This is a genomic window from Polyangium sp. 15x6 (assembly GCF_029960785.1).
Lineage (GTDB): Bacteria > Myxococcota_A > Polyangia > Polyangiales > Polyangiaceae > Polyangium.
In genome coordinates, this window is sequence record NZ_JASBQE010000026.1 from 71720 (window position 1) to 97939 (window position 26220).

Below are 26220 nucleotides of genomic sequence, written 5' to 3' on the forward strand. Positions count from 1 at the left end.
CGAGCACGACGACCGACGATCCAGGGCGCGCAGCAAGTTTCTCGACAGCCTGCTCAACGGCAGCAATATTTGACCGCGCCCTCGAGCAGCACTGCGCCGCTCGGCGTGCCGCCCGCGGACGTACAGGCGCCCGTGTAGACGCTGGCTTCGAGGGCGAGGATCGAAAAGGTGCCGGAATCGGCGAGCGTGGAGACGTCGACACAGGCCTCGCCCGTGATGTCGATCGGGGGATCCGCGTTCGCACCCGAGCCGGTCGCCTGGCAGTTGTTCGTATCGAAGAGACGATAGGCGCCGCCCTCGCATCCGCCGCCCTCGAATGTGCACGTGCAAGCGCTGCAGGTCCGCGCGTCCTGCCCGCCTGCATAGGCCGTCAGCGTCTCTCCGTCCCAGCCGCTCGGGCATACGCCGCCGCCGCTGCTCCGCACGCAGATCCGCGCGCCGGGGTCGAGCGGCGGCGCGCAGGTGGAGCCCTCCGCGCAGCCGGTCTTCGCGCCGAGCTCGCAGGCCGAGACGATCTGCTGGAAGAGCTGCGGCTCCGTGAGCTCTCCGCCGCTCGCCGCGCACGCGCCCTCCGATTGCACGGCGCCCGGGCCGATGATGCGGCAGCTCGCGGACGCGAGCGGGAACTGGCCGAAGGGCGCTTCGCATTGCCCGACGGTCCCGATCGTCGTGTTGACGGCATCTCCCGAGCAGTTCTTGGAGAGCCAGCACCGGAATTTCGGCGGGGCGCAAGCGCCGCCCTCGACGTCGCCGCACGCGCACGGCGTGCAGCCCACCGGCGCGGGGGACATGTAATGGGCGGAGCCCGAAAAGCCCGCGGGGCACGCGGGGCCGGACGTGCCGTCCCAGGTCGAGCGGCGGACCCAGAACGGGCCTTCCCAGCCGGGAGGTGCGTTCGGGACGCAGAGACTCGTGCCGCAATCGGGGTCTTCGCAATCCGCGAGGCCGTCGCCGTCGTCGTCGACGCCGTCGCCGCAGATCTCGTCTCCGGAGGCGAGGACGAGCTCCGGCTCGATGCTGCCAACGATCTGGCACCCGCCCAAAAGCGCGAAGAGCCCCACGAAAGTCCCGATCTGCCGTCTGTAAGCCATGCCGTGCCTCGCTGGGTGACCACCATACCCGATTCCGCGACGAGGGCGTTGCCAGAGCGAGGATGCTAGGCCTAGAATCGATCCGGGGTGGCTTTATTCGAAAGGCACCTTCCGCGGGTGGTGGGCTGATTCCACGAGGCTCGCCGCTATGCGGGTGACGACTCCTTGGATGGTTGCTTGGGAGCACGATCGCATGAAGAAGCTGACAAACGAGCTCACTCGTCCTCGTAGACCTCGGCAGATTCGGGTGGCGGCCGCGGCGCTTCCCCCAGTGGCGCGCCTCGCGCTCCGCCGTCGCACCTTCATGATGGGGCTCCTTGGCGGCGTCGCCGCAACGTTCGCGGCGGGGTGTGGCTCCGATCCCATCCAGCCGGATCCGGGAACGCCCACCGCGCCGAGCGGCGTATCCATCCCGGAAATCAGGGAGGGCGAGGACGTCATCGCATACGTCACCCGCGTCAAGGGCAAGTACGACCACGAGTTCTACAAGGCCGTGATCGGCGCCGCCAACGAATACAAGGAAGGCGACGAGGCGCTCGGGATCGCGGCCGTCGACGACCTGTCGCGGCAGAACGCGCGCAAGCTGCTCGCGAACACGAAGATCGGCGATCTCGCCGATCGCCCGATGCTCGAGGACGCGGTCTATGCCCTCATCATGCAGACGACCGACGCGCCCGCGCTCGAGGGCGCGCGCGCCTGGAAGATGTCGGAGCTCAAATCGTTCTTGCTCGAAAAGACCGAGGACGAGATCAAGGCCGTCATGGTGGGCCTGCCGAGCGACATCATCGGCATGATCGTGAAGCTCATGAGCAACGACGAGCTCATCAAGCTCGGCCAGAAGGTGTTCAACCCGCTGCCGGGCTCGAAGATCGGCGCCAAGGGCTACATGGGCGCGCGTATCCAGCCGAACTCGCCCACGGACGACACGAACGACATCCTCTGGCAGGTCATGAACGGCTTCGCCTTCGCGGTCGGCGACGTCGTGCTCGGCAACAACCCCGTGTCGAGCGAGGTCGCGAGCGTGCACGCCATCGAGGAGGTGCTGAAGGACGTGCTCGTCACGTTCAAGCTCGAAGACACGATGCCGCATTGCTGTCTCGCGCACATCGACGTGCAGGCCGCGGTGGAGACGCAGTTCCCGGGCTCGACGGCGCTCTGGTTCCAGAGCCTCGGCAGCACGACGGACGCGAACGCGACGTTCGACGTGACCGTGGAGAAGATGCTGAACCACGCGGCGACGCGCTCGGGCAAATACGGCCTCTACTTCGAGACGGGCCAGGGCGCGGACGCGACGAACGGCCACGGCGCGGGCTTCGACATGGTCGTGCACGAGGCGCGCAAGTACGGCTTCGCGCGCGCGCTCAAGAAGCGGGTGGCCGAGGCGCAAAAAGCCGCGGGCAACCCCGAGGCGCCGTGGGTGCACCTGAACGACGTGGCCGGCTTCATCGGCCCCGAGGTCTTCCGCACGAAGGAGCAGCTCGTGCGCTGCTGCCTCGAGGACATCGCGATGGGCAAGCTCCACGGGCTGCCGATCGGCCTCGATATCTGCTCGACGCTGCACATGTCGGTCGATCTCGACGATCTCGACTGGTGCATCGACCAGATCATGCCGGCGAACCCCGCCTACCTCATGGGTTTGCCCACGAAGAACGATCCGATGCTGTCGTACCTGACGACCGCGTTCCAGGACCACGTCCGGATCCGCGACAAGTTCGGCTACAAGGTCGACGACAAGATGTGGGCGTTTTTCCAGGAGCTCGGCGTGATCGACGCCATGGGCAAGCCCACGCAGTACTTCGGCAACGTGAAGTACGTCTATGCGAAGTACATGAAGGCGAAGGACCCGGCCGACATGCGCACCGTCGAGCAGATCATGAATGCGCCGGAGACGCTCGAGGCGCTCGACGCCGTGAAGAAGCGGGGCGTCTTCATCGCCGAGGGCTACGGGGCGGACCCGTGGGATCTGAACCCCGAGCTCGACCAGTACATTCGCGCTCTCGTGGCCGACGGCAAGAAGAGCATCTTCGCCGAGCTCGATCCGGCGTTCGTCGCGACGATCCCGAGCGCGGTGAAGGTCTGGACGGGCGCGAAGGATCGCGACGATTACATCCTGCACCCGCCGACGGGCGAGCAGCTCAAGGACGAGGCAGCCCGCGAGGTCGAGAAGCTGCGTGACACGCACGCGGGCAAATACGACGTGCAGATCATGATTTCAGAGGGCCTGAACGCCTTCTCGATCTCGGATCCGGGCCACGTCGACAAGTTCCTGCCGTTGCTCCGCGCGGAGCTCGAAAAGGCGGGCTACAAGGTCGCGCCCGAGCACATCGTGTGCACCTCCGGCCGCGTGCGCGCGGGGTATCACGTCGGCGAGATCCTCTTCGGGAAGATCGCGGACAAGCAGAGCAGGCGGGCCATCGTGCACATCATCGGCGAGCGGCCGGGCAGCGAGCACCGCGCGTTCTCGGTGTACATGACGATTCCAACGGTCGCGTACTGGGCAGAGGCGGGCAAGGTCGACCACGACATCACGAGTGTCCTCGCCGGCCTCGCCGATACGACGTATGCCCAGAATGAGCCGGTCGAGTCCGCAAAGCAGGTGGTGACGCAGCTCAACAACCTCAAGGCGAAGCCGCTGCCCTGAAGTCGTACGAGGGGCTCGCCCTTGAAGGCGAGCCCCTCTCCGCGCTCACTCCGGCAGCGCGATCGCCCGGAGATCGGTGCCCGCCGCGTACGAATAACTCACGTACGAATCGAATCCGCCCACGGTCACGATGATCGGCACGCCGGCGACGACGCGGTGGACGCCGTCATTTTGCTTGCCCGGGAGGGTGACGACGAAGTTCGCGAGCCCTTGGATGAGGGGAAAGCTGAGCTGGCAGTTGTAGACGAGGAGCTCGGGCGGATTGCCGCCGCGCTCCTCGATCGTGAGGCCGTCGGCCGCGGTGACCTCGCAGGCGTCGGGGCCGAGGAGGATCTCGTCGAGCAGGACGCCCTGGCCCGCGGGCACGACGATCGAGATGTAATCGAATACGTATTTGTCGGGCGTGAGGAAGACGTAATCGGGCCGGGCCTGCTCGAGCGGGGGGACGATGAGCAGGCTGGGATCGCCGCCGGGCAGGCCACGCCGCACGCCCGCGGCGTCCTGGCTGCCCATGATCTGCGCCACGATGATGGGCTCCGTGCTCTCGGCCGTGAAATTGCGGTATGCCGTGACCTCGGCGGAATCCCCGAGCCATTTCAGGTCGATGACGTCGTAGGGCGGCGGCAGGCTCGTGGTGATCTTCGCGCCGGCCTTCGAGGCGGCGACGAAACGCACGTAATCGGGCTCGGGGACCTCCTCGATGAGCCCGCCGGCCTGCTTGACCATGCGCGTGCGGCTCGGCGTGTGCGGAATGGCGAACGATTTGCCGGCGGTGCGGATCGGATCGAGCTGATCTTCGAGGTGATCGGCGCAGCAACGTCGATACGCGAGGGTCGGGAAATGGGGCGCGTCCGAGGCCTCGCCGCCCGTGAAGACCGCAATGGGCCGGTTCGACTCGATGGTGCTGCCCGTGAAGTCGGCATTGAAATCGCCCGTCTCGAGGTTCAGCACGTCGAACGCGTCGAGTCGCACCTCGACCGTGCCGTTCGCGGGTGTCTCGGGCACGGGGCCGCCGCCCACGACCATCGCCCGCGTCTTCACGCGCACGGTGGTGTCCGGCTGCGTGCCCACGACGGTGAGGAACGAGCGGAGGTGGGTCGGGTCGTTCGGGTTGAAGTTCGTGTCGGGATCGTCGGTCGCGGCGATCGTCTGCGGCCAGCCGACGACGACGTACGACGTGATGACGTTGTCCTCGACGCCGAACGAGAGCGCCTCGGTCGGCTTCAAGAGCGACGCGTCGTTCGAGAAGACATTGACGTTTTCCAGCGGGTTGAACTGGTACGCGACGACGGGGAAATCCGAGCGGATGCGGAAGGCGTGCCTCGTCAGCGCCGTGTGCGTGCCCGTGTCGTATTCGCCCTCGGGGCTGCCGTCGACCTCGCGCGGGCCGAGCTTGAAGACCTGGAGGTTCAGGGGCGCGATGACCGCGGTCGCGATGTCGTAGGGCGCCGCGGGAGAGCCGGGCAGGCCGTCGTCCTGCGCGATGTGCACGGAGACCGCGACATCCGGATGCGGGTTCGAAACGACGACCGCGAACTGCTGCGCGGCCGCGTTGCTGGTCGCGTCGATCATCGCGTTGTCGAGGTCGACCGCCCAGTACTCGCAGCCGACGTTGCTCTTCTCGACGGTCGCGCGGCCGCAGAGGTCCACGCAGGTGCCGATGCGGCACGCGATGCCCTTCGACGGATCACAGGTGTCGACGAGCGTCGCGGTGGTGCCATCGGCGTTGCAGCGGTAGGCCTCGTGTCCCTTGCAGCTCCCACCATTCGGGAGGCACGCCGTGCAGCGGAGCAAGGTCGGCGCGCAGACGAGGCCCGCGGCCGCGCAGTCCTCGACGACGGTCCACGCGAGGCCCGCGCCGGTGTCCGTGCAACGCTCGAGCGCGGTCGTGCATCGTTCGAGGCCGAGCTCGCACGCGGGCGGCGGCGGGGGCTTGGCCTCGACCTCCTCCCAGCGGGTGGATTTGTCGAAGCAGCTCGCGACGAGGGCCGTCGCGCCGAGGACGAGGGCGCCGCGGCCGAGCTTCTTCGAGCGCCTGGATCGCTCGTTCATGCGCGTCTCCTCGGTCGGATCACAGGAAGACGTTGAAGTAATCGAGGGCGTAGGCGCTCATCCCGCTCGGCCGGATGTCGCGGTAGCGGAGCGCGCCGTAGGAGAACTTGTCGACACGCGCGCCGTAGACGCCGATGGTGACGGGGCCGCCCGGCAGGCCGCCTTCGGGGAAGGGGAAGCCCGAGAGATCGGGGATCTCGACGGCATGCGAGCCCTTGGGCACGACCACGGTCCAGCGGATGAGGCCGCCGCCGCTCGCGATGTCGTAGACCGAGAGGTCGATCGCCGAGCCGCCGGCGCCGAACGTGGTAGCGAGGTGCCGGCCGTCCCAGGCCGCGCCGCTCGCCGGCGTGTTCAGCGTCGGAACGCCGACGAACCCGTCCACGACGAGGTTTTGTGCGGTGCTCGTGGAGAGCAGCCGGCCGACGACGGACATCGGCGCCGAGGCCTGCGGGCCCGTGACCGCGCGGGCTGTGGAGATGTACGTCGCGCCAAACAACGAGCCGTCGAGCGCGGGCAGGCCGACGAACGGGATGGGGCCGGCGAGCGGGAGGAGCGGCGTTTTCACGCCGGAAGGCAGGATCGCGTAGCCGTCGTTGCCGAGCATCACGGAGACCGTGGCGCGCACGCGATCCGGTCCCTTCGGCCCCGGCGCAGGCGGCTCGACGTCCATCGTGAGGGCTTGATCGAGCGTCCGATCCATCACGATGTAGATCTGGTCGGCGTACTGGCCCGGCTGCACGCTCACGCCTTGCACCATGCCCATCGCGTACGCCGTGAACTTCGGCGGCACGGTGTTCGTGGTCTCGACGCCGGCGAGCGCGTAAAGCGCGCGATTGCCGGCGCCGCTGCCGAGCTGGAACGCGTAGCCGATCTCGCCGGGCGCGTCGGGGAGGATCGCGGTCGAGGGGTGCGGGAGCTGGAAGGTCGCGGTCGGATCCTGGTTCGCGTGAAAGACGTACGCGGCCTGGCGCTCGCCCGGCGCGGGCGCGGGCACGTTGATCCACGGGGATTTCTTGAACTCGACGCTGCCCGTCCAGACGAGCTCGCCGCGGATGCCGCCGCCCGCGCCGGGTTTGCCCCCGACGGGCGGAGGATCGCCGTCGGCCACGCAAACAGGGCTCAGAACGGGATCGAGGTAGACCGTGACCGTGTCGACGGGGACGTCGACGAACGTGATGGGGCCATGGCACTTCGCCGCGATGGTGACGGTGCGCGGCCCGGAGAGCGAGGCGTCGTCGAAGAGCGTGACGCCCGTCGAATCGACCTGCTTCACGAGCGCGGACGGGAGATCGCTGCCCACGATCACGTGCGCGCCGGGGACCGGGTCGCCCGTGAAGTTGTTGTAGACGAGCACCTTGAGCTTGCCCGCGATCGGATCGCCGGAGAGGCCGCCCTTGAAGCCGTTCGTGCTGTCCTCGTAGGTGTACGCGTCGAGCACGACGATCGGCTGGCCGTCGCCCGCGTCGACCGAGACAGGCTTCGCGCCGGGTGTGCCCTTGGGAACCGTGCACGTGATCGACGTCGGTCCGTTGACGGTCTGCGTGGTGCAGGGTTTGCCCCCGATCTTGGCGATCGCGCCGAGCCCCCAGCTCGTGCCGTCACCGACGATCTCGATGACCGTGCCGCCGGAGACGGGCCCGCTCGAGGGGGCCGCGTAAAGCGCGTCGTACGCATATCCGCCGGGGAGCGAGCGGCGCGTCGATTCGTCGTCGCCCTTTTGCACGGTGAGCGTGACCGGGCCGGCAGAGCCCTTCGGCGCGACGATCTGCAGGCGGGTCGGATCGATCGGCACCATCGTGGACGCGTCGGCCTCGACCTCGCCAAACCAGACGCGCGTGGCCGCGGCGAAGCCGTTGCCGCGGAGGAGCACGCGCTGGCCGCCGGTGAAGGGGCCGTGCGTGGGATCGGCGCCGATCACGGCGTAGGGATCCGCGTTCGGGATGTCGGGCGCGGCGTCGATGGGCGGAACGCCGCCGTCGAAATTGATGAGTGGATCGTCTCCGTCGCCGTCGGTCTGGCGACGGATGCCCTCGGGCGCGCCGGCGATACACGCGGAGGCGGTCAGCGCGAAGAGCAGGAAGCCCCGGAGGAAGAGTTTTCTCGGGCTGGCTTGGAGGTCGCGCACCCCACGAGTGTACGCGATGCAGGCAGGTACGGGCGAGGTTCGGCTGTGCTCAGGGATCCTTGCCGCCGATGAGGCCGAGGCTCGCTTGCTTCTCCGCGAGCGCCTTCACGTCGGGCTCGATGTCCTGGAAGGGCTCGTTGAAGTGGATGGCGACGGAGTACGGCCAGATGTCCGAGACCTCGACGCTGCGCCGCTCGTCCCGCACGACGCGGCCTTTCACGTCGCGGGGCAGGTTCGGATCGCCTGTGAGGTACAGCGACAGCGTCACCTCGTCGCCGATCTTCACGCGCGCGCGCGTGAGCACGAGGGCGCCCGAGACGCTGAGATCACGAATCACCGCGGTGCGCTTGTGGCCGTTGCCCGTGTCGATGTGGGCGGGAAAGACGGCCATGTGCCGGAACGCGGTGCGTCGGTCCGACGCAGGGCCCGACACGGGGCCTTCGGAAAGCGGTGCTTCTTCTTCACGATCTTGGTGGCTCATGGGCGTACCTCGGCGCGCGCGGGGAGCCATCTTCCCGCGGGAGCGCCGCTCGTGACAAGGCCGAACGCCCAAGGCGGTCGCGACGTCGCCTAGCCCCGCGCGACCTCTTCGCGATCGCCCCTACCAGCGAGCCGCGCGACCGTGTCGAGCAGCGTGCCGAGGTCGAAGGGCTTCTTGAGGAACGCCGCGCACCCGAGCTCCTGCGAGAGCCTCCGCCCCTCGGCCGCGCTCATCATCACGACCGGGATCCCCCCGAGCGACGCGTCTTCGCGCATCAGCCGCAGCATCTCGGCCCCATCCACGACGGGCATCATCCGATCGAGCAACACGAGGTCGGGCCGCGATTCGGCGATGCGCGCGAGCCCTTCGCGCCCGTTCGACGCCGTGATCACGCGATAGCCCTCCGCGGTCAGGAGGTCGCTCAGGACGTCGACGATGTCGAGTTCGTCGTCCACGACGAGGATCGTCTTCACGCGCTCCCCCGGAGGCGCCTTCGCGCACTCGGCCGCTCTACCTCGATCCCGTGGCTCGAAATGCGGAGCCGACGCAAGTTGGGATCGTGCTTGCCGCCCGCGACCTTGCGCGACGCGACGTACCTGCGCAGCCGTCGCCCTTTTTCTTCCTCCTCGAGGATGATCACATTGTCGACGAACGCGGCCTGCGGCAACACGCTCTCGTTCGGCGCGCGATCCCACGTGGAGATCGTCTCCGTGAGAATCGTGGTCGCGCCGCGCCTCGCGAGCTCGGCCCAGAGCGCCGCATGAAAGCGATCGAGTCGCTCGACGTCCGTCACCATGTTGCGGAAGCCGCGGAGTTCGTCGATGAACACGCGCTTCTGCCCCTCCTCGCTGACTGCCTCGAGCAGGCGCCACGCAACTGCGTCCGCCGTACCCTCGGTAGGGGGATACCATAGCATCGTCAGCTCGGAGCGATCGAGCGCGCCCTGGGCGTCGAGCCCGATGCCGCTCGCGGCCTGGATGACCCGCGCCGGCGCCTCGCCGAAGCCGAGGTAAATCCCGCGCTCGCCGCGGCGGATGCCTTCGAGGAGGAAGCTCATCCCGAGCAGCGTCTTGCCCGTCCCGGGCGGCCCCGCGAGCATTGTGGACGAACCGGTGAGGATGCCGCCGCCGAGCATGGCATCGAGCCCCGGCACGCCGAAGCCGAGGCGCCCTTGCGGAGGCGCCATGGAGGGCGGCTGGAAGGGCCAGGCTTCGAGCCGCGGGTAGACGTGCATGCCCTTCTGGTCGATGTCGATCGCGTGCGCGCCGAGCGCGTACTTCGTGGCCCGCATCTTCTCGACGACGAGCTCGCGCTCCGAGCGCGCGCCGACGCGGCGCTTGTCCAGCGTGATGAGCCCGTCCACCGTCGCCTGCTCGGGGCGCGGCAGGTCCGAGGCGCGCTGCGTGGCGAGCAGGAGCATCGTGCAGCCGGTCAAGCTCGCGGAGGTCGAGAGCGTCAGGAGAAACCGCTTGAACACGCTCGTCGTGGGAGCGAACTCCTCGGCCGTGCCGAGCCCGTCGAGCACGAGGAACATCGCGCCGTGCTCCCGGATCGTACGGCCGAGCAGCTCGAGCAGGCCGTCGAGCCCGTTCTGTTCGAGCACGCCGTAGCCGCTCATGTAGACGATCCGGTGGGGCACGAACGTCGGGTCGAAGAACTCGAACCCCGCGAGATGCGCGAGCATGCGGGCGTGCGCCTCCGCGAGCAGCGTGACGTACACGGCCGTCTGGCCCGTCGCGGCGCGACGGAAGGTGATCTGGTTGGCCAGGATGGTCTTGCCGCTCCCGGGCGGGCCCACGACGAGGTGGACGCTGCCGGCCAGGAAGCCTCCGCCGAGGACGGTGTCGAGACCTGCGATCCCCGTCGGAATCCGGTCGAGGCTGGATCGCTCGGCGTCATCCTGTTTCATGGCGTTCCCCTGGGATGCCGGTGGTCCGTCCGTCGTCGCGTTTTCCTCCGTACGGATAGCGCGTGAGGAGGTTCACCGCGAGGAACCGAACGAAAGGCCCGTTCCTTCCGTTGACAAGCCCCATTTCGCGCGGCAGGATGCGCGCCCCCGTTTGCCCGAGCAATTTGCAACGGCAAGCGGACTCCACACGCTCCCCCGGCACACGCCCCGAAAGGTGGGACCTGCGGCCGGTGCTCCCAGGGATCCAAGGATCCCAGGGGGTTGTCCGCAGGATGGGGAGCGGAGGTCCAACCGAACCCGAGAAGGAATCCGTGCCATGACTGATGTTTCGATGTCCACTGCCGAGTCCGCTGGTACTTTCGTGCCCCCCGGCCCCGGCGAGTTCCCGCTGCCCCTTCGCTCGCTGCTCGACGCGGGCGTGCACTTCGGCCACCAGACGAAGCGCTGGAACCCGAAGATGCGCCCGTTCATCTACGGCGCGCGCAACGGCATTCACATCGTCGATCTCGACCAGACGGTGCGCCTCTTCAAGCGCGCGTACGACTTCGTCGTCGACGCGGTCGGCCGCGGCGGCAGCATCCTGTTCGTCGGGACGAAGCGCCAGGCCCAGGACATCGTCCAGGAAGAGGCCCGCCGCTCCGGGATGTACTTCGTCACGAACCGCTGGCTCGGCGGCACGCTGACGAACTTCCGCACGATCAAGCAGGGCCTCGACCGCCTCCGCACGCTCGAGCGCATGAAGGAGGACGGGACGTACGAGCAGTTCGTCAAGAAGGAGGTCGCGCGTATGGAGAAAGAGCGCGATCGCCTGGAGAAGTACCTCGGCGGCCTCAAGGGCATGGGCGGGGTGCCGGCGGCGATTTTCGTGATCGACCCCCACCAGGAGTCGATCGCGGTGAACGAGGCGCGCAAGCTCGGCGTGCAGGTCATCGCGATCACGGACACGAACTGCGATCCGGACCTCATCGACTACGTGATCCCGGGCAACGACGACGCGATCCGGTCGATCCGGCTGATCACTGCCCGAATCGCCGACGCCGCGCTCGAGGGCTCGCAGCGCCGCAAGGACGTGGAGCGCGAGCAGGAGCGCGAGCGTCCGCAGCAGGGCGGCCCGCAGCAGGGCGGCGGCGGCCGTCGTGACGAGATCAACGTGTACCAGGGCGGCCGCGGTGGTCGTGGCGGCCGTGGCGGTCGCGGCGGCGGCGGCGATCAGCCCCAGCAGTGAGCACGCGCCCGGCAGGGCGAACGTGACGGGAGGGCGCTCCCTGTCGAGCTCGAGGTTTCATGCCTCGCTCGGGGTGGCGCCCTTCCTGCCACCTTCGGCCCCCGGGGATCCCTGAGAGCATCCTGTCCACGTTCGGGGCTCCGCTCGGACGAGCCGAGCCTGGCGCCCGAACCTCGACGATTTCCCCAACACGAACGATACATTTTCCGGAGGAATACGAGCCATGGCCGGCATCAATCCGCAGGCGATCAAGGAGCTCCGCGAGCGTACGCAGGCGGGCATGAGCGACTGCAAGAACGCCCTCACCGAGGCCGAGGGCGACATGGAAAAGGCCGTCGAGATCATCCTGAAGAAGGGCCTCGCGAAGAGCGCCAAGCGTGCCGGCGCGGTCGCCAGCGAGGGCGAGGTCCGCGCGTCCGTCTCGACGGACAAGCGCGCCGCCACGATCGTCGAGGTCAACATCCAGACGGACTTCTCCGCGCGCAGCGACGAGTTCAAGAACTTCGTCGGCGACGTGCTGGGTCTCGCGGAGGCCGCGCCCCTCGGCACCGACCTCAAGAACAGCGATCTCCGCGGCAAGAAGGTGGGCGACGTGATCGTCGACCTCACGGCGCGTATCGGCGAGAAGATCGACGTTCGCCGCTGGGACCGCGTCGAGGTCCCCGCCGGCAAGTCGGGCGTGGCGCACGCGTACGTGCACCTCGGCGGCAAGATCGGCGTCGTGCTCGCGCTCGAGACGGAGAGCGACGCGGTCGCGCAGCACGCCGAGGTCCTGAAGTTCGCCGACGAGACGGCGATGCAGGTCGCGGCGATGAACCCGGTCGCGCTCGTCCGCGAGGACATCAGCGACGACTCGAAGGCCAAGCAGAAGGAGATCTTCGAGGGGCAGCTCCGCGAGGACCCGAAGCCGAAGCCCGAGAGCGCGTGGCCCAAGATCATCGAGGGCAAGTTCAACAAGTGGTTCAGCGAGGTCACGCTGACCGAGCAGGAGTCGGTCGTGGTCCCTGGCCAGACGATCGACAAGCTGCGCCAGGCCGCGGAGAAGGCCGCGGGCGGCAGCGTGAAGATCGTGCGCTTCGTCCGCTACGAGCGCGGCGAGGGCATCGAGAAGCCGCAGGGCCCCGACTTCGCCTCGGAAGTTGCGAAGATGGCCGGTGGCTGAGAGAACGCGCTTCGGCGCGGTCTCCGTCGACCTCGACGGCATCTCGCACTACCACCACATCCACGGCCTCGCTCCGCTCGCGGACGAGGCCGCGGCCCGCCACGCCGTCTACGACATCGCCCTCGCCCGCATGGCGGACTTCGCGCGGGCGCACGACCTACCCCTCACCCTTTTCGCCATCGGCGCGGATCTCACGAGGCCCGAGAGCGCGGCAAAGCTCGCGGATCTCGCGGCGCGTGGTCACGTCGTCGAGAACCACTCGTTCTCGCATCGCTACGATCTCACGCGCGCCTCACCCGAGGAGATCCAGCGCGACATCGCGGCCGCGCAGGACGCCATCGAGCGCGCCACGGGGCGGCGACCGGTGGGCTTCCGCGCGCCCGGATACACCGTGACCGACGTCGCGCTCGATGTGCTGGAGGGGCTCGGATTGCGCTTCGATTCGTCGGTCTTCCCGTGCCCCGCGTACTACGGCGCGAAGGCGCTCGTGATGGGGGCCATGCGCGTCTTCGGGCGTACGAGCGCCTCGGTGCTCGACACGCCGCGCGTGCTCGCCGCGCCGACACGCCCGTATCGTCCGGGCAAACCCCTGTTCCGCCCGGGAACGCGCGCGCTCGTCGAGCTCCCGATCCAGGTCACACCGGGGCTTCGCTTGCCGTTCATCGGCACGTCGCTCGCCCTGGCCGGGCCTCGCGTCGCGCGCGTGTTCGCCGCTTCGTGCGCAGGGGAGCCGCTCGTGAACCTCGAGCTTCACGGCATCGACTTCCTCGACGCGAGCGACGGCCTCGCGCACCTCGTGCCGCACCAGCGCGAGCTTCGGATCCCGCTCGCACGAAGGCTCGACGCGCTCTCGGCCGCGATCGACGTGCTCGCGAAGCGCGGCGCGAAGTTCGTCACGCTCGAAGAAGCAGCCCGCGAGATCGCCTAGCTCGTCGGGTGATACCGCACCGTGGCGCCGCCCTCCGGCGTTTGCTTCAAGCTCTCGACGCGCGAGATGCGCTCGGGCGCGATGCCCGAGGCCGCGATGAACTCGCGCGCGATCTCGCTCTCGCCGTAGGCGAGCTCGTCGGGCGTGCCCGAGGCGACGACCTGGCCCTGAATCACGAGGAACGCCTGGTGCGCGATGCGGAACGTGCTCGCCATGTCGTGCGAGATCACGACGCTCGTCACGCCGAACCGGTCGCGCGTCTCCTCGATGAGATCGTCGACCATGCGGCTCGTCTGCGGATCGAGGCCGCTCGTCGGCTCGTCGTAGATCAGGATCTTCGGCTCCAGCATGAGCGCGCGCGCGAGGCCGACGCGCTTTCGCTGCCCGCCCGAGAGCTCGCTCGGCATGCGCTTCTCTTTGTTCTCGAGCCCGAGCAGGTTCAGCATGCCCACGACCTTGTCGCGGATGTCCTTCTCCGACATGTGCTTGCGGTGCTCCCGCAAGGGGAACGCGACGTTGTCGAAGATGTTCAGCGAGTCGAGCAGCGCCGCGTACTGGAAGACCATGCCGAACTTCTGCCGCACGCGGTTCATCTGACGCTCACCGAGCGGGCCGATGTCCTCGCCGTCGACCCAAATGTGCCCGCTCGTGGGTTTCTCGAGGCCGATGAGGAGCCGCAGCAGCGTCGTCTTGCCTGCGCCCGAGCCGCCGATGATCACCGCCGTCTCCTTGCGGCGGAGGTGCATCGTCACGCCCTTCAGGACCTGCGTCGTCCCGAACGATTTTTTCACGTTGTCGACGAAGACGTGATCCTCCGGTGGGATCCGGGGGGGTTCTGTCGTGCCTCCGGCGGACATCGCGCGTCGAGGCTACCACGCGGTCTCGTCCGAGGGGCGCTCGCGCTTGACGCGTGAGGCTCGTGGCGGGAAATGTGCCGCATGACCGAGGACATGTTCCGCACCGTGCTCGACTCCGCTTCCGTCACGACCGACCCGGAGGGTTGGCTTCGCCTGCCGGAGGGGCAGCTCTTGACGCTGTACGCCGCGCACGACGGCGTCGCGCTGAACATCGCGAAGGTGGAAGCGCTGCGGATCGCCCACGGGGTCATCCGGGCGCGCTCGAACAAGGGCGAGACGTTCTTCGTGGCGCGCGAGGATCTCTTCGCGGTCAGCCTCGACGGCGGCACGAAGGTCTCCGCGGGCCGCAAGGCAGGCTTCTTGGGTTGAACGCGGAAGGCCGAGCGGACGAGACGCTCGGCGCCCGCGCGAAGGGCGCGCCCGAGGCTCTCCCGCAGGGTTCGCGAGGACCGCTGTGGATGTGGCTCGTGGCGCGCCTCGTGGCGCTCTTGCCGTACCGCGCGCTCCGCTCGTTCGGCGCAGCGCTGGGCGCGCTCGTCTTCGGGCTCGTGCGGGTGCGGCGCCGTCACGTCGAATCGGCCATGGCGCGCGCAGGCGTGCGGGAGCCGAGGCGCGCGGCGGCCGCGATGTACGGCTCGCTCGGCGCGGGCCTGTTCGAGCTGCTCTGGACCGCGGGGCGGCCAGAGGAGCCGCTCGAAGCGAAGCTCGTGGTGTCGCCGCGGGCCGCGGACCTTTTCACACGGGCTCTCGCGCATGGCCGCGGCGTGGTGGTCGCGACGGCGCACACGGGCAACTGGGATCTGTCGGCGTGCGCGGCGGCGGCGTGGCTCCGGGATCGAGTGGGTCCGTCGGGACGCACGACAGCGCTGCACGTGATCACGAAGCGTTTGTCCTGGCGCGCGCTCGATCGCACGTGGCAACGCCTGCGCGCGGAGCGTGGTGTCCTGCTCGTCGACGCCCGCGGCGCCACGGCGCGCGTACGGGAAGCGCTCGCCCGCGGCGACGTCGTCGCGATGATGATCGATCAAGCCCCCGAGCGCGCGACCGGCGTCGCGCAGATCCCGTTCCTCGGCGCGCCTGCGTGGTGCGACCTCGCGCCGTTTTTGATGGCGTCGCGCGCGCGTGCGCCGATCGTCGTCGCGTTTGGCCGCCGCCGCGACGATGGCTTGCACGAGCTCGACGCCGTCGATCTGATCGAGCCAGACGCGCTCGCCACGCGGGCCGATGTCGTGCAGGTCGCGGCGCGGATCACGGACGCGCTCGCGTCGTTCGTCGAGACGTACCCGGCGCAGTGGTTGTGGTTGCACCGGCGCTGGAAGGAGCTTCGCCGGCCGAAGGAGGGCTAGCGCGCGCGTCAGAACGTGCCGATCGCGCCGAGGGCCGGGATCGTGTTCCCGCGGAGGTCGTACGCGACGGTCGGGCCGATGCCCTGAAGCTCGAAGCTGCTCGCACGGCTTCGCTTCTTGGCTTCGAGCTGCTCGCGATGCGGCGTCGTCGCGAGGTCCACGATGCCGAGCGTGAGCGGCGCGAGGAACGCGAACGTGAGCGGGACGAGGTAGGTCGGGTCGTCCCACTCGATCATCGTGCCGACGGCGAACGAGCCGCCCCGGAGCGCCGTGTAGAGCAGCCCCTTGCCCCAGTCGCCCACGACGAAGCGCGGGACGCTCGGCGTGATCGTCAGGATCGCGCCCATCGCGTACAGTGGGGACTTCGAGGGCTCGACGCAGGCGTCCGTGGCGCCGCAGGCCGCGTTCACGCCGAGGGAGATGAGGTACGCGGCGCCGGTCGTGGCCGTGCCGAGGCCGAAGATGATGCTCGACGCGATGAGCGCGCCGCGACGGGCCGGATCCGGGGCGTAGCGAGGTTTTTGTTTGCGGGCGGGCGGCGGAGGCGGAGGCGGGGGCGGATAGGCGTACGCAGGCGGAGGCGTGTAGGGGTACGGGTACGGCGACGCGTGGGGAAGGGGACACGCGCCGTGCGGAGCCTCGCTGGGCTGCGTGGCGCGTGGATCGACGTCGACGCGACCGCAGCCGTACGCGTGGACCGCGCCAGAGCTCGTCTGCGCGTGGACGTCGACGCCCTCCTCGGGCGTGCGGGTGACGGTGGTGCGGCCGTCGGGATGCTGGACGATGTTGGGCGGGAGGGGCGCTCCGGGCGGAAGCGGTTCGAGCGGCGGGGGCGGCACCTGGGCCGAGGCGATGCCGGCAGTGAGGGACCAGGCGAGCGCCGCGGCCGAGCAGAGCATCGTCTTGCGCATGGCGGGGGCGAAAGGGAGCAAGTTCCAAGCCATACGTGCTTTCCGGGTTCGATGGGAGGGACCCCAGGCGGCCGAGCGCCTCGGAGGGCGAAGTGTATCACGCCGGGCGAGCGGGGGCGTGGACCCGGGTTCACGGCGGAGGGAGGTCGGAAAGGTGAATGTTTGGCCTGGATGGCTGGCCCTTGGTGATAAATTGGCGGCGCGATGGAAGCGGGAAGCCTGTCGAGCGACGACATGCCCTGCGCGCGCCTCGAGGACGGCGCGCGGCGGGGAGCGCATGCGTCGCGCGGGCTTCTCCCAAGCGAACACGATCTGCATGGCGCGCGCGAAGGGCTCATCCGTGTCTGGACCTGACTCGGGCGATCGCGCCGTCGACGTCGCGCTGAGGCTCGCCGAAGAGCTTTTCGGCTTCGGCTCGAGCGGCGCGACACCAGGATGGGTGCGCGATCGCGTGCGTCGCTACCTCGAGCATCAGTCGTACAGGAGCGGCCTGTCGATGAACCAGGTCGCGCGGGAGCTCATCAAGGACAAGACCGCGGTCGAGCAGATCGTTACGTCGTTGCGTGTCGGCGAGACGCGCTTCTACCGGGACGGCTCGCAGTGGGAGGCGATCGAGCGTCAGCTCGAAAAACTCTTCCCCGCGGACGTGGAGCTCGCGGTGCTCTCGGCCGGCTGCAGCACGGGCGAAGAGGCGTACACCATGGGCATGTTGCTCACGGCGGCGCGCCGGCGCTTCCGCGTGCTCGGCGTGGATCGTTCGGCCGAGGCGATCGCGGTCGCGCGCGAGGCGACGTACGGGCGCGAGGCGGCGCGCGACATCCCACCCACGTGGGTCGAGCGCTTCTGCGACGAACAGAACGGCCGCCTGCGCGTGGGTCTGCTCGTGCGCAACGCGGTCGAGTTCGAGGAGTGCGATCTCGTCAAGCGCGTGCCGCAGGGGCCGTTCCACATCATCCTGTTCAAGAACGTGCTGCTCTACCTGACGACGCAGGCCGGCGAGCAGGTCGCCATGCGGCTCGCGAACGAGCTCGAAGACGGGGGACTTCTGTTCTCGGCCGCGAGCGAGGTGCTCCGCCTGCGCGGCATGGGCCTCGAGCCGTTCCGCCTCGCGCCCACCGTCACCGCGCTCCGCCCCCCGAAGCGACGACCATGACCGCCGAGGTGAAGGATCCGACGGGCGTGCTCGTGGATCTTCGCCGCGAATGGTCCGCGCGACGCGCCGAGCTCGAAGCGCTCGTGCCTTCGAGCAGCCACCCCGCGCCGCTCGACGCATGCGGGCTCGTGCTCGGCCGCAAGCACGCGCGGCTCTGCGACGAGCTCCTCACGCGGCTGTTCGAGATCCTGCAGACCGAGGCGCGCGAAGGACGCCTGCGTTTGCCCGGCGGCGAGGCCGCGCCGAAGGAGGTCGCCGACGCGTTCGAAGAAGTCGCGCTCGGCGGCGTGGGCGGGTACGGGCGCGGCGCGCTCGCGCTCGGGAGCGATCTCGACGTCCGCCTGCTCGCGCGCGACCTCGGCGCGGCTGCGGCCGTGGCGGAAGCGCTGCTCTACCCGCTCTGGGACATGGGCGTGCCGATCGGTCATCAGGTCGGCAAGGTCGAGTCGCTCGTCGAGGCGGCCCGCTCGGATTTGCCCACGGCGACGAGCTTGCTCGACTACCGACACATCACGGGGAGCCGCGCGCTCTCGGACGAGCTGAAGACGCGGTGCGACGCAGGCCTCTTCGCGCACACGGAGCTGCCTCGGTTCCTCGCGCAGCTCGAGGACGAGGTGCGCGAGCGGCACGCGCGGTTCGGCGGATCGGTCTATCTGCTCGAGCCCGACGTGAAGAACGGGGCGGGCGGGCTGCGCGATCTCGACGTCGCGGGCTGGGCGGGCAAGGCGCGCTTCGGCGTGCACGAGCTCGACGACCTCGTGCGCGTGGGGGCGCTCTTGCCGCGCGAGTCGGCGGAGATCGCCGCGGCGCGCGAGCTGCTCTTCCGCATCCGGAACCTGCTCCACGCGCACGCGGGGCGGCGCAGCGACAGGCTCACGTTCGACGAGCAGGAGTCGATCGCGGCGCTGCTCGGCTACGGCGAGGGCGGCGAGGCCGTCGAAAAGATGATGAGCGCGTACTACCGCAGCGCGCGCATCATCTCGAGCGCGCGGGAGACCATGCTCGCGCGCGCCGCGCCGATGCTCGGCAAGAAAAAGCCGCGCGAGGAGGACCTCGGCGGCGGCGTGCGCATGTTCGACGGCTGCGTGACCATGAGCGAGCTCGAGCTCGTCACGAAGGAGCCTGCGCTCGCGCTGCGCATGGTCTCGGCGGCCGTCGAGCGCCGCGCGCCGCTCCTTCCGTGGGCCCGCGACGCCATCGCGCGCGCCGCCGCGGATCCTTCATGGACCGAGAGCCTGCGTGAGAGCCCCGAGGCCGCGCGCCTCTTCTGCGCGCTCGTCTCGACGACCGAGGAGACCCGCCTGAAGCGCGGCTCTCCGCTCGCCGAGATGCACGACCTCGGGCTCCTCCTCGCGATGATCCCCGAGTTTTTGCCGGTCGTCGGGCGCGTGCACCACGACGTCTACCACGTGTACACGGTCGACGTGCACTCGGTGGCCGCGGTCGATCGACTCGCGGCGCTCGTGCGTGGTGAGCTCACGGCCGAGCATCCGCTCGCGTGCCGACTCGCGGCCGAGGCGACACGCAAGACGATGCTGTTCTTCGCGACGCTCCTGCACGACGTGGGCAAGGCGATCGGCGGCAAGGATCACAGCGAGCGCGGCGCCGTCATGGCCGACGGCATCCTGAAGCGCCTCGGCTTGCCGGCCGAGGACGTCGCGGCCGCATGCCATCTCGTGCGCCAGCACCTCGTGATGTACCACGTGGCGACGCGGCGTGACCTCGACGATCCCGCGACGATCGACGAGTTTTTACGCGTGATCCCCGATCGGGACACGCTCTCCGAGCTCTACCTGCTCACGGTCGCCGACCTCTCCACGACGAGCCCGACGTCGATGACCTCGTGGAAGGCGCGCATGCTCGACGAGCTCTACCTCGCCGCCGATCGCGCGCTCGCGGGCAACCCGGGCGAGGACGAGCGCTTGGCGCGCGCGCAGTCGGCCGTGCTCGAAGCTGCGCTCGCGCTCCCCGCGTCCTCGGACGAGGAGCGGGCCGCGCGGCAAGCGTTCGTCCCGACGTACCTCGCGTCGATGCCCGAGCGTTACCTGCTCTCGAACGCCCCCGCGGCGATCGCCGCGCACGCCGAGCTCGCGCGCAAGCACGAGGGCCGGACGGTCAGCGTCGCGCTCGTCCCTTCGAGGCACCCGCAGGCCGCCGAGATCTGCGTCATCGCTGCGGATCGCCCCGGCCTCCTCGCGTCGATCACGGCCGCGCTCACGGCCTCGCGCCTCGAAGTCCACGCCGCGCAGATCCACTCGCGGGCATTGCCGGACGGCACGGTCGAGGCCGTCGACCTCTTCTGGGTGCGGGATCGCGCCGAGGGCGTGGAGGGCGTCGCGCGTGCGCTGCCGGTCCTCGTGCGGGACCTCGACGCCGTGCTCGAAGGCCGCACGACCACGGCCGAGCTCGCGAGCAAGCGCGGCAAGAGCACGCTGCCGGGCCGCGCGACGCCGCGCGTGCGCACGCAGGTCTCCATCGACGATCGCGCCTCGCCGCGGCACACGGTCATCGAGGTGATGACCCGGGATCGCCCGGGCCTCTTGCACGCCATCTCCGACGCGCTCCACCGCCTCGGTCTCAGCATCGTCGTGGCCAAGATCAACACCGAGGGCACGCGCGCGGCCGATGTGTTCTACGTGAGCGAGGCGGACGGCGGTAAAGTGGCGCCGGGCAAGCGCGCCGCCGAGGTGCGGCAACGAATCGAGTCGGTGCTCGAATCGCTCGAGCAAGAAGGAAACAGCAGGTCATGGTCTTCTCCTCCTCCTCCTCGCGCAGAGCGATGAGAGCCTTCCTCTTCCCTTGCATCACGGCGCTTCTCCTCACGGCATGCGGCAGCACGCCGCCCCCGAAGGATCCCGATCTCGTCGCGGATCCGCCGCTCGGCGGCAGCGAAGGCATCAACGAGGGCGCCGCGCAGACCGACTTCCAGCGCGCCGTCGCGTTCATCGAGAAGGAGCAATACGCGGCCGGCAAGGTCCACCTCGAGCGCGCGCTCAAGGCGTCGCCGGACAACGCCGAGGCGCACGCGTACATGGGCCTCGTCCTCGAGAAGGAGAACGATCTCGCCGGCGCCGAGAAGTCCTACCTCGCCGCGCTCCAGATCAAGCCGGGCCTCGCCGCGGCCGCGCAGAACCTCGCGGCCATCTACCTCTCGACGAGCCCGCCGCGCGCCGACGACGCCGTCAAGTACCTCCGCGCAGCGCTCGAAAAGACGCCCGGCGACGTCGGCATGTTGCGCAACCTCGGCTACGCGCTCGGCCTGAAGGGCGACGTCGAGGGCGCGTCGAAGGCCTACGAGACGGCCATCGCGAAGGGGGACAACGTCGAGGTGCGCTTCGAGTACGCGGCGATGCTCGCCGAGGCGAAGCAACACGAGAAGGCCGTGCCGCACCTGAAGAAGGTCCTCGAAGGCACGAAGGACGACCCCGCGATGCTCGTCACGGTCGGCCGCATGCTCGGCTACGGCAAGGCGTTCGGCGACTGCGTGGCCGCGTTCGATCGCGCGATCAAGCTCAAGGGGACGGACCCCGAGTGGTTCGTCCGTCGCGGCACCTGCAAGCACGAGCTCGGCGACGAGGCCGGCGCGCTCGCGGACTACCAGGAGTCCGTCAAGGTGAAGCCCGACTACGCCGCGGGGTACTACTACATGGGCCTCGCGCAGCTCGCGCTCCAGAAGCCGCAGAGCGCCGAGTTCTCCATGGGCAAGGCCGTCGAGTTCGGGAAGGACTCGCCGATCGGCAAGGCCGCGAAGGACAAACTCCGCGAGATCAAGGCGATCAACAAGCGCTGATCACGTTCTCGACGCGCGCCTCTGCCGCACGAACGCGGCGAGCGACACGAGCGCGCCGAGCGCGATGGCGAAGGCGAGCAGCTCCGTCGGGATGTCGAGCTCCTTGCCCACGATCGCGATCACGTAGACGCGCGGCGCGCGTCCGAGCCCCACGGCGACGGCGTATCGCAGCGCCGGGTAGCCCGAGAGCGGCATCAAGACCCGCACGATGATGAACGGCAACGGCAAGGCCGCGAAGGCCGCCGTCGTCAGGAACGGCGCGACCTTCACCCAGCCTTCGGCGCGCTGGAAAAGCGACTTCTTCCGGATCTCCGCGAGCGCCTTGATCTTGAACGTCGTGCGCACGAGGCGGTGATCGAGGAACGCAGCAAGCGCCGCCGCCACGGCCGCGACGAGCGCGAGGGCCCACGGCGGCGCCGCCTTCCCGGCCAGGAGCGTCGCAGGCGTCAGCGGCTGCGGCACGAAGGCCGCGAGCATCACCAGCCCGAAGAACATCGCGAGCGTGGGCACGACGTTCGGCACGAGGGGATCGTGCGGCGACCGGGCGGGCACCGCAAGCGCCCGCCCTCACGTACGCGTCACGCGCCGAGCAGAGCGAGCAGCCGATCGAGCTCGTCGAGCGAGCCGTAGGCGACGGCGATCTCGCCGCGCCCGTCCTTGTCGCGCACCTCGACCTTCGCGCCGAGCTTGCGCATGAGCCGCGCTTCCAGGTCCTTCACGCCCGGCGATTTCGGCGCGGGCTCGTCGGCCTTGTTGCCCTTGCCTCCGCCGCCCTCCTTCGGGCCGCGCGAGGTGCGCACGAGCTCCTCGACCTTTCGCACCGGCAGCCGACCACGCACCGCCTTGTCGGCGATCTCTTCCATCGCCTTCTCGTCGGGCGCGCCGAGCAGCGCGCGCGCGTGACCCTCGCTGAGGTCGCCGCCGATCACCATCGACCGCACGCGCGCGGGGAGCTTCAAGAGCCGCAGGCTGTTCGTCACCGTCGTGCGGTTCTTGCCCACGCGCTCCGCGAGCGACTCCTGCGTGTAGCCGTGCTCCCGGAGCAGCCTGTCGAAGGCCTCGGCGAGCTCGATCGGGTTCAGGTCCTCGCGCTGCACGTTCTCCACGAGCGCGAGCTCGAACGCCTCCTTCGGCGAGACGTCCTTCACCACGACGAGCACGTCCTTCAGGCCCGCGCGTTGCGCTGCGCGCCACCTCCGCTCGCCGGCGATGATCTCGTACTTGTCGGCGCCCGCCTGCGGGCGGCGCACCACGATCGGCTCGAGGATCCCGTGCTCCCGGATCGACGCCGCGAGCTCCTCGAGCGCCTCGTCGTCGAAGTGCTGCCGCGGCTGCCCCGGCTGCGGCCCGATGCGCTCGATCGGGCACGTGAACACGCTCTTGTCGCCGTACGACGCGCCGGACGGCGACGGGGGCGCGGCGGCGGGCAGGAGCGCGTCGAGCCCGCGGCCGAGGGCACGGCGCGGCGCGTTCTTCGGATCCGTGCTCATGGCCTCGGCCTCGCGACTTTGCCTTTCGGCCGGTTCACCTCGAGGATCTCGCGCGCCAGGCTCAGGTAGCCCTGCGCGCCCTTTGACGAGGCGTCGTAGAGCAGCACGGGCTTTCCGTGCGACGGCGCCTCGGAGAGTTTTACGTTTCGCGGGATGATCGAGTCGAAGACCTTGAAGTGACCCTTCACCTCGTCGGCCACCTGGTGCGTCAGCGAGGTTCGCCCGTCGTACATCGTGAGCACGATACCCTCGACGCCGAGGTCCGGGTTGAAGGCCGCCTTCACGCGGTCGATCGTCGCCATCAGGTACGTGAGACCCTCGAGCGCGTAGTACTCGCACTGCAGCGGCACGAGCACCCGGTCCGCGGCCACGAGCGCGTTCAGCGTGAGCAAGCCCAGGCTCGGCGGACAGTCGAGGATCACGTACTCGTAGCCCGCGGTGTGGGGCCGTAGCGCGTCGCGCAGCTTCGTCGCGCGGTCGGGCGCGTCGACGAGCTCGATCTCCGCGGCCACGAGGTCCTGCGTCGCCGGGACCACGTCGAGCCGCGGCACCGAGGTCGAGATCACCGTCTCGCGCAGCGTCGAGCGGCCGATGAGCACGTCGTAGAGCGAGCGCTCGATGCTCGGCCGGCGCACGCCGACGCCGCTCGAAGCGTTGCCCTGCGGATCGCAGTCCACGAGCAGGGTCCGCTTCTCCGCCGCGGCGAGGCTCGCGGCCAGGTTCACCGAGGTCGTCGTTTTGCCGACGCCGCCCTTCTGGTTGGCGACGGCATAGATGAGGGGCGAGGGGGCCATGAAATGTGCCGGGAACGCCGTGCCTTCCGGCGCGGTGGAGGGTCGTCCGTCCCGGGGGACGATCCCGTGGGTAGCGGCTGCTTACACGACCCTCGCCCCCCCGTCGAGGGCGCGTCGATCACGTTTTTTTGGCCCTTGACGCACCAGTATCTACAGTGGCGCACATGTCGCTCGCTGTGGGTGCATGTAGGACAACGTCATCGACGCCAACGATGTCGCGCCGCTCCGGGGGCCGGAGGGGCCCTGGGGTCCGCGGGCTTCGGCTCGCGAGCGCCCTCGTTGCCCACCACGAGTCGACCGCGTGCGACCGCGTGCTCGCGCGGGCCTTCTGGGCCGCGCCGAGCCTCACGGCGCCTGCGCGCGTCCTCCCGCTTTTCCCGAACCACGACCGCCGTTCGACCTGAGCCGATTTCTGCGCGACGGGCCGCCGAACCCACGCGCTGCCGAGGAGAGAGCCATGCCGCTGCCGAAGAGCTTCCAGAACTTCGCCGAGTTCGAGCGTGAGATCATCCGCGCGGGCACCCGCGTCAACCTGAGCCTCGAGGACATCGTCGAGGACACCTCCTTCGAGGAGGAGATGGAGCTCGACCAGGACGACGATCCCTTCGCTTCCATGCGCGACTTCTGAGGCAGGGGGCCCGCCGCGAGCGGGCCTCCGTCCCCCGATGCGTCCGAAGGGTGCTTTGCGGCATCGGACGCATCGGGGGGCCGAGCCCTACGTCTCGCCAGGACCTCCTGGGCAGCTTGGACCCGACCGAGCCTCGACGGCGCCTCTCCGTCGGGGCTCTTTTTTTGTCTTCAAACCCGCCCTCGCTTGACCCCTCTCGCCGTGCATGGCATGGCGCCGTTCCTTCCAACGAACGCCCATGCAAGTCACCGTCGAAAAGCTCTCCCCGGTCCTCGTCGAGCTCAAGGTCGAGATCCCTGCCGAGCAGGTTCGCACCGAGGTGGACAAGGCCTACGCCAACCTCCAGCGCTCCGCCCGCGTGAGGGGCTTCCGCCAAGGCAAGGCGCCGCGCCACGTGCTCGCCCACCTCTACTCGGGCAGCATCCACGCGGACGTCGCCCGCCGGCTGGTCGACACCACGTTGAACCGCGCCCTCGCCTCGCAGCAGGTGCAGCCCCTTTCGCAGCCCGACATCGCCCCCGTCGAGCTCCGCCCGGAGGAGTCGTTCTCCTACAAGGCGCGCTTCGAGGTTCGCCCCGACATCGCCGAGGTGAAGTGGGAGGGCTTCGAGGTCAGCCGGCCGAAGACCGAGGTCTCGGCCGACATGATCGACGCCGAGGTGGCGCGCCTCCGCCGTGAGCACGCGACGCTCTCGACGCCCGAGCCCGAGCGTGCAGCGAAGGCCGGCGACGTCGTGCGCATCGCCTTCACCCTCGACGTCGACGGCAAGGTCCGCGAGGACAAGCCGCAGGAGATCGAGACCGAGATCGGCAGCGGCCAGATCTTCAAGGAGATCGAGGACGTCCTCACCGGCATGAACGTCGGCGAGACCAAGGACGCCACGGTGGCCTTCTCGGAGCGCCACACGAACGAGTCGCTCCGCGGCAAGACGGGCACGTTCCACGTCACGCTGAAGGAGGTCCGCGAGCGGAACTTCCCCGAGGTCGACGACGAGTTCGCGAAGGACGTGGGCCACGAGAACCTCGAGGCCATGCGCGCCGCGCTCTCGGCGAAGATCGAGAAGGAGCTCAAGCAGAAGGCGACCGACTCCGTCGCGGAGAAGCTCGTCTTCGAGCTCTGCAAGGCGAACCCGATCCCGGTGCCTCCCTCGCTCGTCGAGCAGCAGGCGCAGATCACGGAGCGCGAGCTCGTCGCGACGGCGCGCCGTCAGGGCCAGCGCCTCGAGATGACGCCCGAGCTCCGCGCGCGCGTGCACGCCGACGCCGAGACGAAGGTCCGCGCGGGCCTGATCATGGCCGAGATCGCGAAGGCGAAGACCGTGCAGGTCACGCCGCAGGACATCGAGAAGGGCTACGAGGAGCTCGCCGAGCAGACCGGCAAGAACGTCGCCAAGGTCAAGGCCGAGTACCGCGATCCGAAGAAGCAGGAGATGCTGATCGGCATGATCCTGGAAGACAAGATCCTCGACCTCATCGAGGCCGCCGCGAAGATCACGGAAGCCTGACGGCTTCGCACACGATCTGCGGCATCACGAGCGGGCGTGCTGGTGTCACCAGCGCGCCCGTTTTCGTCTTCACGTCCATCGATGCCTCTCCAGGCTTTCGAGTCTCTCCCACCACGAACGAAATTCCCTC

At 69.3% G+C, this 26220-nt stretch carries 22 protein-coding genes; 11 read left to right on the forward strand and 11 right to left on the reverse strand.

The window, feature by feature from the left end; translation table 11 throughout:
- Positions 1-53 precede the first annotated feature (53 nt).
- On the reverse strand, positions 54-1091 hold the full coding sequence (locus QHF83_RS20645; RefSeq protein WP_282419594.1) for a hypothetical protein: 1038 nt from the start codon (positions 1089-1091) through the stop codon (positions 54-56).
- Between the two features lie 193 nt (positions 1092-1284).
- Here QHF83_RS20645 and eutB point away from each other — a divergent pair, with 193 nt between their 5' ends.
- The gene (gene eutB, locus QHF83_RS20650) at positions 1285-3732 is read left to right on the forward strand and encodes an ethanolamine ammonia-lyase subunit EutB (RefSeq protein ID WP_282419595.1); all 2448 of its coding nucleotides are present in this window, start codon (positions 1285-1287) and stop codon (positions 3730-3732) included.
- A gap of 45 nt (positions 3733-3777) precedes the next feature.
- On the opposite strand, the gene QHF83_RS20655 is transcribed toward eutB, so the two are convergent.
- The 5 genes from QHF83_RS20655 to QHF83_RS20675 form a co-directional block, all read right to left on the reverse strand.
- On the reverse strand, positions 3778-5784 hold the full coding sequence (locus tag QHF83_RS20655; RefSeq protein ID WP_282419596.1) for an IgGFc-binding protein: 2007 nt from the start codon (positions 5782-5784) through the stop codon (positions 3778-3780).
- Positions 5785-5803: 19 nt separating this feature from the next.
- Complete coding sequence (locus tag QHF83_RS20660; RefSeq protein ID WP_282419597.1) at positions 5804-7912, reverse strand: IPT/TIG domain-containing protein; 2109 nt, start codon at positions 7910-7912, stop codon at positions 5804-5806.
- Between the two features lie 49 nt (positions 7913-7961).
- The gene (locus QHF83_RS20665) at positions 7962-8393 is read right to left on the reverse strand and encodes a PilZ domain-containing protein (protein ID WP_282419598.1); all 432 of its coding nucleotides are present in this window, start codon (positions 8391-8393) and stop codon (positions 7962-7964) included.
- Between the two features lie 89 nt (positions 8394-8482).
- On the reverse strand, positions 8483-8866 hold the full coding sequence (locus QHF83_RS20670) for a response regulator (RefSeq protein WP_281312194.1): 384 nt from the start codon (positions 8864-8866) through the stop codon (positions 8483-8485).
- Positions 8863-10302: an ATPase domain-containing protein gene (locus tag QHF83_RS20675; RefSeq protein ID WP_282419599.1), complete on the reverse strand. Its 1440-nt coding sequence runs from the start codon at positions 10300-10302 to the stop codon at positions 8863-8865. Before QHF83_RS20675 ends, QHF83_RS20670 begins: the two co-directional genes overlap by 4 nt.
- Before the next feature lie 331 nt (positions 10303-10633).
- Here QHF83_RS20675 and rpsB point away from each other — a divergent pair, with 331 nt between their 5' ends.
- From rpsB to QHF83_RS20690, 3 genes are all read left to right on the forward strand, one after another.
- Positions 10634-11527, forward strand: coding sequence for a 30S ribosomal protein S2 (gene rpsB, locus QHF83_RS20680; RefSeq protein ID WP_348980453.1), 894 nt, complete (start codon positions 10634-10636; stop codon positions 11525-11527).
- A gap of 223 nt (positions 11528-11750) precedes the next feature.
- Positions 11751-12689 carry a translation elongation factor Ts gene (gene tsf / locus QHF83_RS20685; protein ID WP_282419601.1) on the forward strand — a complete coding sequence of 313 codons (939 nt, stop codon included), beginning with the start codon at positions 11751-11753 and terminating at the stop codon, positions 12687-12689.
- Positions 12682-13617, forward strand: coding sequence for a polysaccharide deacetylase family protein (locus QHF83_RS20690; protein ID WP_282419602.1), 936 nt, complete (start codon positions 12682-12684; stop codon positions 13615-13617). The genes tsf and QHF83_RS20690 overlap by 8 nt, the downstream gene beginning before the upstream one ends.
- On the opposite strand, the gene QHF83_RS20695 is transcribed toward QHF83_RS20690, so the two are convergent.
- Positions 13614-14474, reverse strand: a complete 861-nt coding sequence (locus tag QHF83_RS20695; RefSeq protein ID WP_282419603.1) for an ATP-binding cassette domain-containing protein — start codon at positions 14472-14474, stop codon at positions 13614-13616. The two genes, QHF83_RS20690 and QHF83_RS20695, sit on opposite strands and share 4 nt — an antisense overlap.
- 81 nt (positions 14475-14555) lie before the next feature.
- Between QHF83_RS20695 and QHF83_RS20700 the strand changes: the two genes are divergently transcribed.
- Both QHF83_RS20700 and QHF83_RS20705 read left to right on the forward strand, forming a co-directional pair.
- Positions 14556-14843, forward strand: a complete 288-nt coding sequence (locus QHF83_RS20700; protein WP_282419604.1) for a hypothetical protein — start codon at positions 14556-14558, stop codon at positions 14841-14843.
- Positions 14840-15820: a lysophospholipid acyltransferase family protein gene (locus QHF83_RS20705; protein ID WP_282419605.1), complete on the forward strand. Its 981-nt coding sequence runs from the start codon at positions 14840-14842 to the stop codon at positions 15818-15820. The genes QHF83_RS20700 and QHF83_RS20705 overlap by 4 nt, the downstream gene beginning before the upstream one ends.
- A gap of 8 nt (positions 15821-15828) precedes the next feature.
- Here QHF83_RS20705 and QHF83_RS20710 read toward each other — a convergent pair whose 3' ends face one another.
- Positions 15829-16731 (reverse strand): hypothetical protein, encoded by a 903-nt coding sequence (locus tag QHF83_RS20710; RefSeq protein WP_282419606.1) that lies wholly within the window; start codon positions 16729-16731, stop codon positions 15829-15831.
- Positions 16732-17071: 340 nt separating this feature from the next.
- Between QHF83_RS20710 and QHF83_RS20715 the strand changes: the two genes are divergently transcribed.
- From QHF83_RS20715 to QHF83_RS20725, 3 genes are read left to right on the forward strand one after another with little or no spacing between them, the layout of a single operon-like run.
- Entirely contained in the window at positions 17072-17884 is an 813-nt protein-coding gene (locus QHF83_RS20715; RefSeq protein WP_282419607.1) for a CheR family methyltransferase, read from the forward strand.
- Positions 17881-20667: a [protein-PII] uridylyltransferase gene (gene glnD / locus QHF83_RS20720; protein ID WP_282419608.1), complete on the forward strand. Its 2787-nt coding sequence runs from the start codon at positions 17881-17883 to the stop codon at positions 20665-20667. Before QHF83_RS20715 ends, glnD begins: the two co-directional genes overlap by 4 nt.
- The gene (locus QHF83_RS20725; RefSeq protein WP_282419609.1) at positions 20664-21674 is read left to right on the forward strand and encodes a tetratricopeptide repeat protein; all 1011 of its coding nucleotides are present in this window, start codon (positions 20664-20666) and stop codon (positions 21672-21674) included. The genes glnD and QHF83_RS20725 overlap by 4 nt, the downstream gene beginning before the upstream one ends.
- Here the strand turns inward: QHF83_RS20725 and QHF83_RS20730 are convergent, their stop codons facing one another.
- The 3 genes from QHF83_RS20730 to QHF83_RS20740 are packed head-to-tail and all read right to left on the reverse strand — an operon-like array spanning position 21675 to position 23958.
- Complete coding sequence (locus tag QHF83_RS20730; RefSeq protein ID WP_282419610.1) at positions 21675-22196, reverse strand: VTT domain-containing protein; 522 nt, start codon at positions 22194-22196, stop codon at positions 21675-21677. It lies immediately after the preceding gene.
- Between the two features lie 56 nt (positions 22197-22252).
- Complete coding sequence (locus QHF83_RS20735; protein ID WP_282419611.1) at positions 22253-23164, reverse strand: ParB/RepB/Spo0J family partition protein; 912 nt, start codon at positions 23162-23164, stop codon at positions 22253-22255.
- A complete protein-coding gene (locus tag QHF83_RS20740; RefSeq protein WP_282419612.1) occupies positions 23161-23958 on the reverse strand; it encodes an AAA family ATPase in 798 nt (265 codons plus the stop codon). The genes QHF83_RS20735 and QHF83_RS20740 overlap by 4 nt, the downstream gene beginning before the upstream one ends.
- 457 nt (positions 23959-24415) lie before the next feature.
- Here QHF83_RS20740 and QHF83_RS20745 point away from each other — a divergent pair, with 457 nt between their 5' ends.
- A complete protein-coding gene (locus QHF83_RS20745; protein ID WP_272421695.1) occupies positions 24416-24586 on the forward strand; it encodes a transcriptional regulator in 171 nt (56 codons plus the stop codon).
- 238 nt (positions 24587-24824) lie between these two features.
- Positions 24825-26090, forward strand: a complete 1266-nt coding sequence (gene tig / locus QHF83_RS20750; protein ID WP_282419613.1) for a trigger factor — start codon at positions 24825-24827, stop codon at positions 26088-26090.
- Positions 26091-26220 lie beyond the last annotated feature (130 nt).

Bases quoted from the DNA above. Each gene is read 5' to 3' on its own strand.
- glnD (WP_282419608.1), top strand. From the start codon at position 17,881: ATGACCGCCGAGGTGAAGGATCCGACGGGCGTGCTCGTGGATCTTCGC.
- QHF83_RS20665 (WP_282419598.1), bottom strand. From the start codon at position 8,393: ATGAGCCACCAAGATCGTGAAGAAGAAGCACCGCTTTCCGAAGGCCCC.
- QHF83_RS20725 (WP_282419609.1), top strand. From the start codon at position 20,664: ATGAGAGCCTTCCTCTTCCCTTGCATCACGGCGCTTCTCCTCACGGCA.
- QHF83_RS20655 (WP_282419596.1), bottom strand. From the start codon at position 5,784: ATGAACGAGCGATCCAGGCGCTCGAAGAAGCTCGGCCGCGGCGCCCTC.
- tsf (WP_282419601.1), top strand. From the start codon at position 11,751: ATGGCCGGCATCAATCCGCAGGCGATCAAGGAGCTCCGCGAGCGTACG.
- QHF83_RS20745 (WP_272421695.1), top strand. From the start codon at position 24,416: ATGCCGCTGCCGAAGAGCTTCCAGAACTTCGCCGAGTTCGAGCGTGAG.
- QHF83_RS20710 (WP_282419606.1), bottom strand. From the start codon at position 16,731: ATGCGCAAGACGATGCTCTGCTCGGCCGCGGCGCTCGCCTGGTCCCTC.
- QHF83_RS20700 (WP_282419604.1), top strand. From the start codon at position 14,556: ATGACCGAGGACATGTTCCGCACCGTGCTCGACTCCGCTTCCGTCACG.
- QHF83_RS20675 (WP_282419599.1), bottom strand. From the start codon at position 10,302: ATGAAACAGGATGACGCCGAGCGATCCAGCCTCGACCGGATTCCGACG.
- eutB (WP_282419595.1), top strand. From the start codon at position 1,285: ATGAAGAAGCTGACAAACGAGCTCACTCGTCCTCGTAGACCTCGGCAG.
- QHF83_RS20735 (WP_282419611.1), bottom strand. From the start codon at position 23,164: ATGAGCACGGATCCGAAGAACGCGCCGCGCCGTGCCCTCGGCCGCGGG.
- tig (WP_282419613.1), top strand. From the start codon at position 24,825: ATGCAAGTCACCGTCGAAAAGCTCTCCCCGGTCCTCGTCGAGCTCAAG.
- QHF83_RS20645 (WP_282419594.1), bottom strand. From the start codon at position 1,091: ATGGCTTACAGACGGCAGATCGGGACTTTCGTGGGGCTCTTCGCGCTT.
- QHF83_RS20695 (WP_282419603.1), bottom strand. From the start codon at position 14,474: ATGTCCGCCGGAGGCACGACAGAACCCCCCCGGATCCCACCGGAGGAT.
- QHF83_RS20740 (WP_282419612.1), bottom strand. From the start codon at position 23,958: ATGGCCCCCTCGCCCCTCATCTATGCCGTCGCCAACCAGAAGGGCGGC.
- rpsB (WP_348980453.1), top strand. From the start codon at position 10,634: ATGTCCACTGCCGAGTCCGCTGGTACTTTCGTGCCCCCCGGCCCCGGC.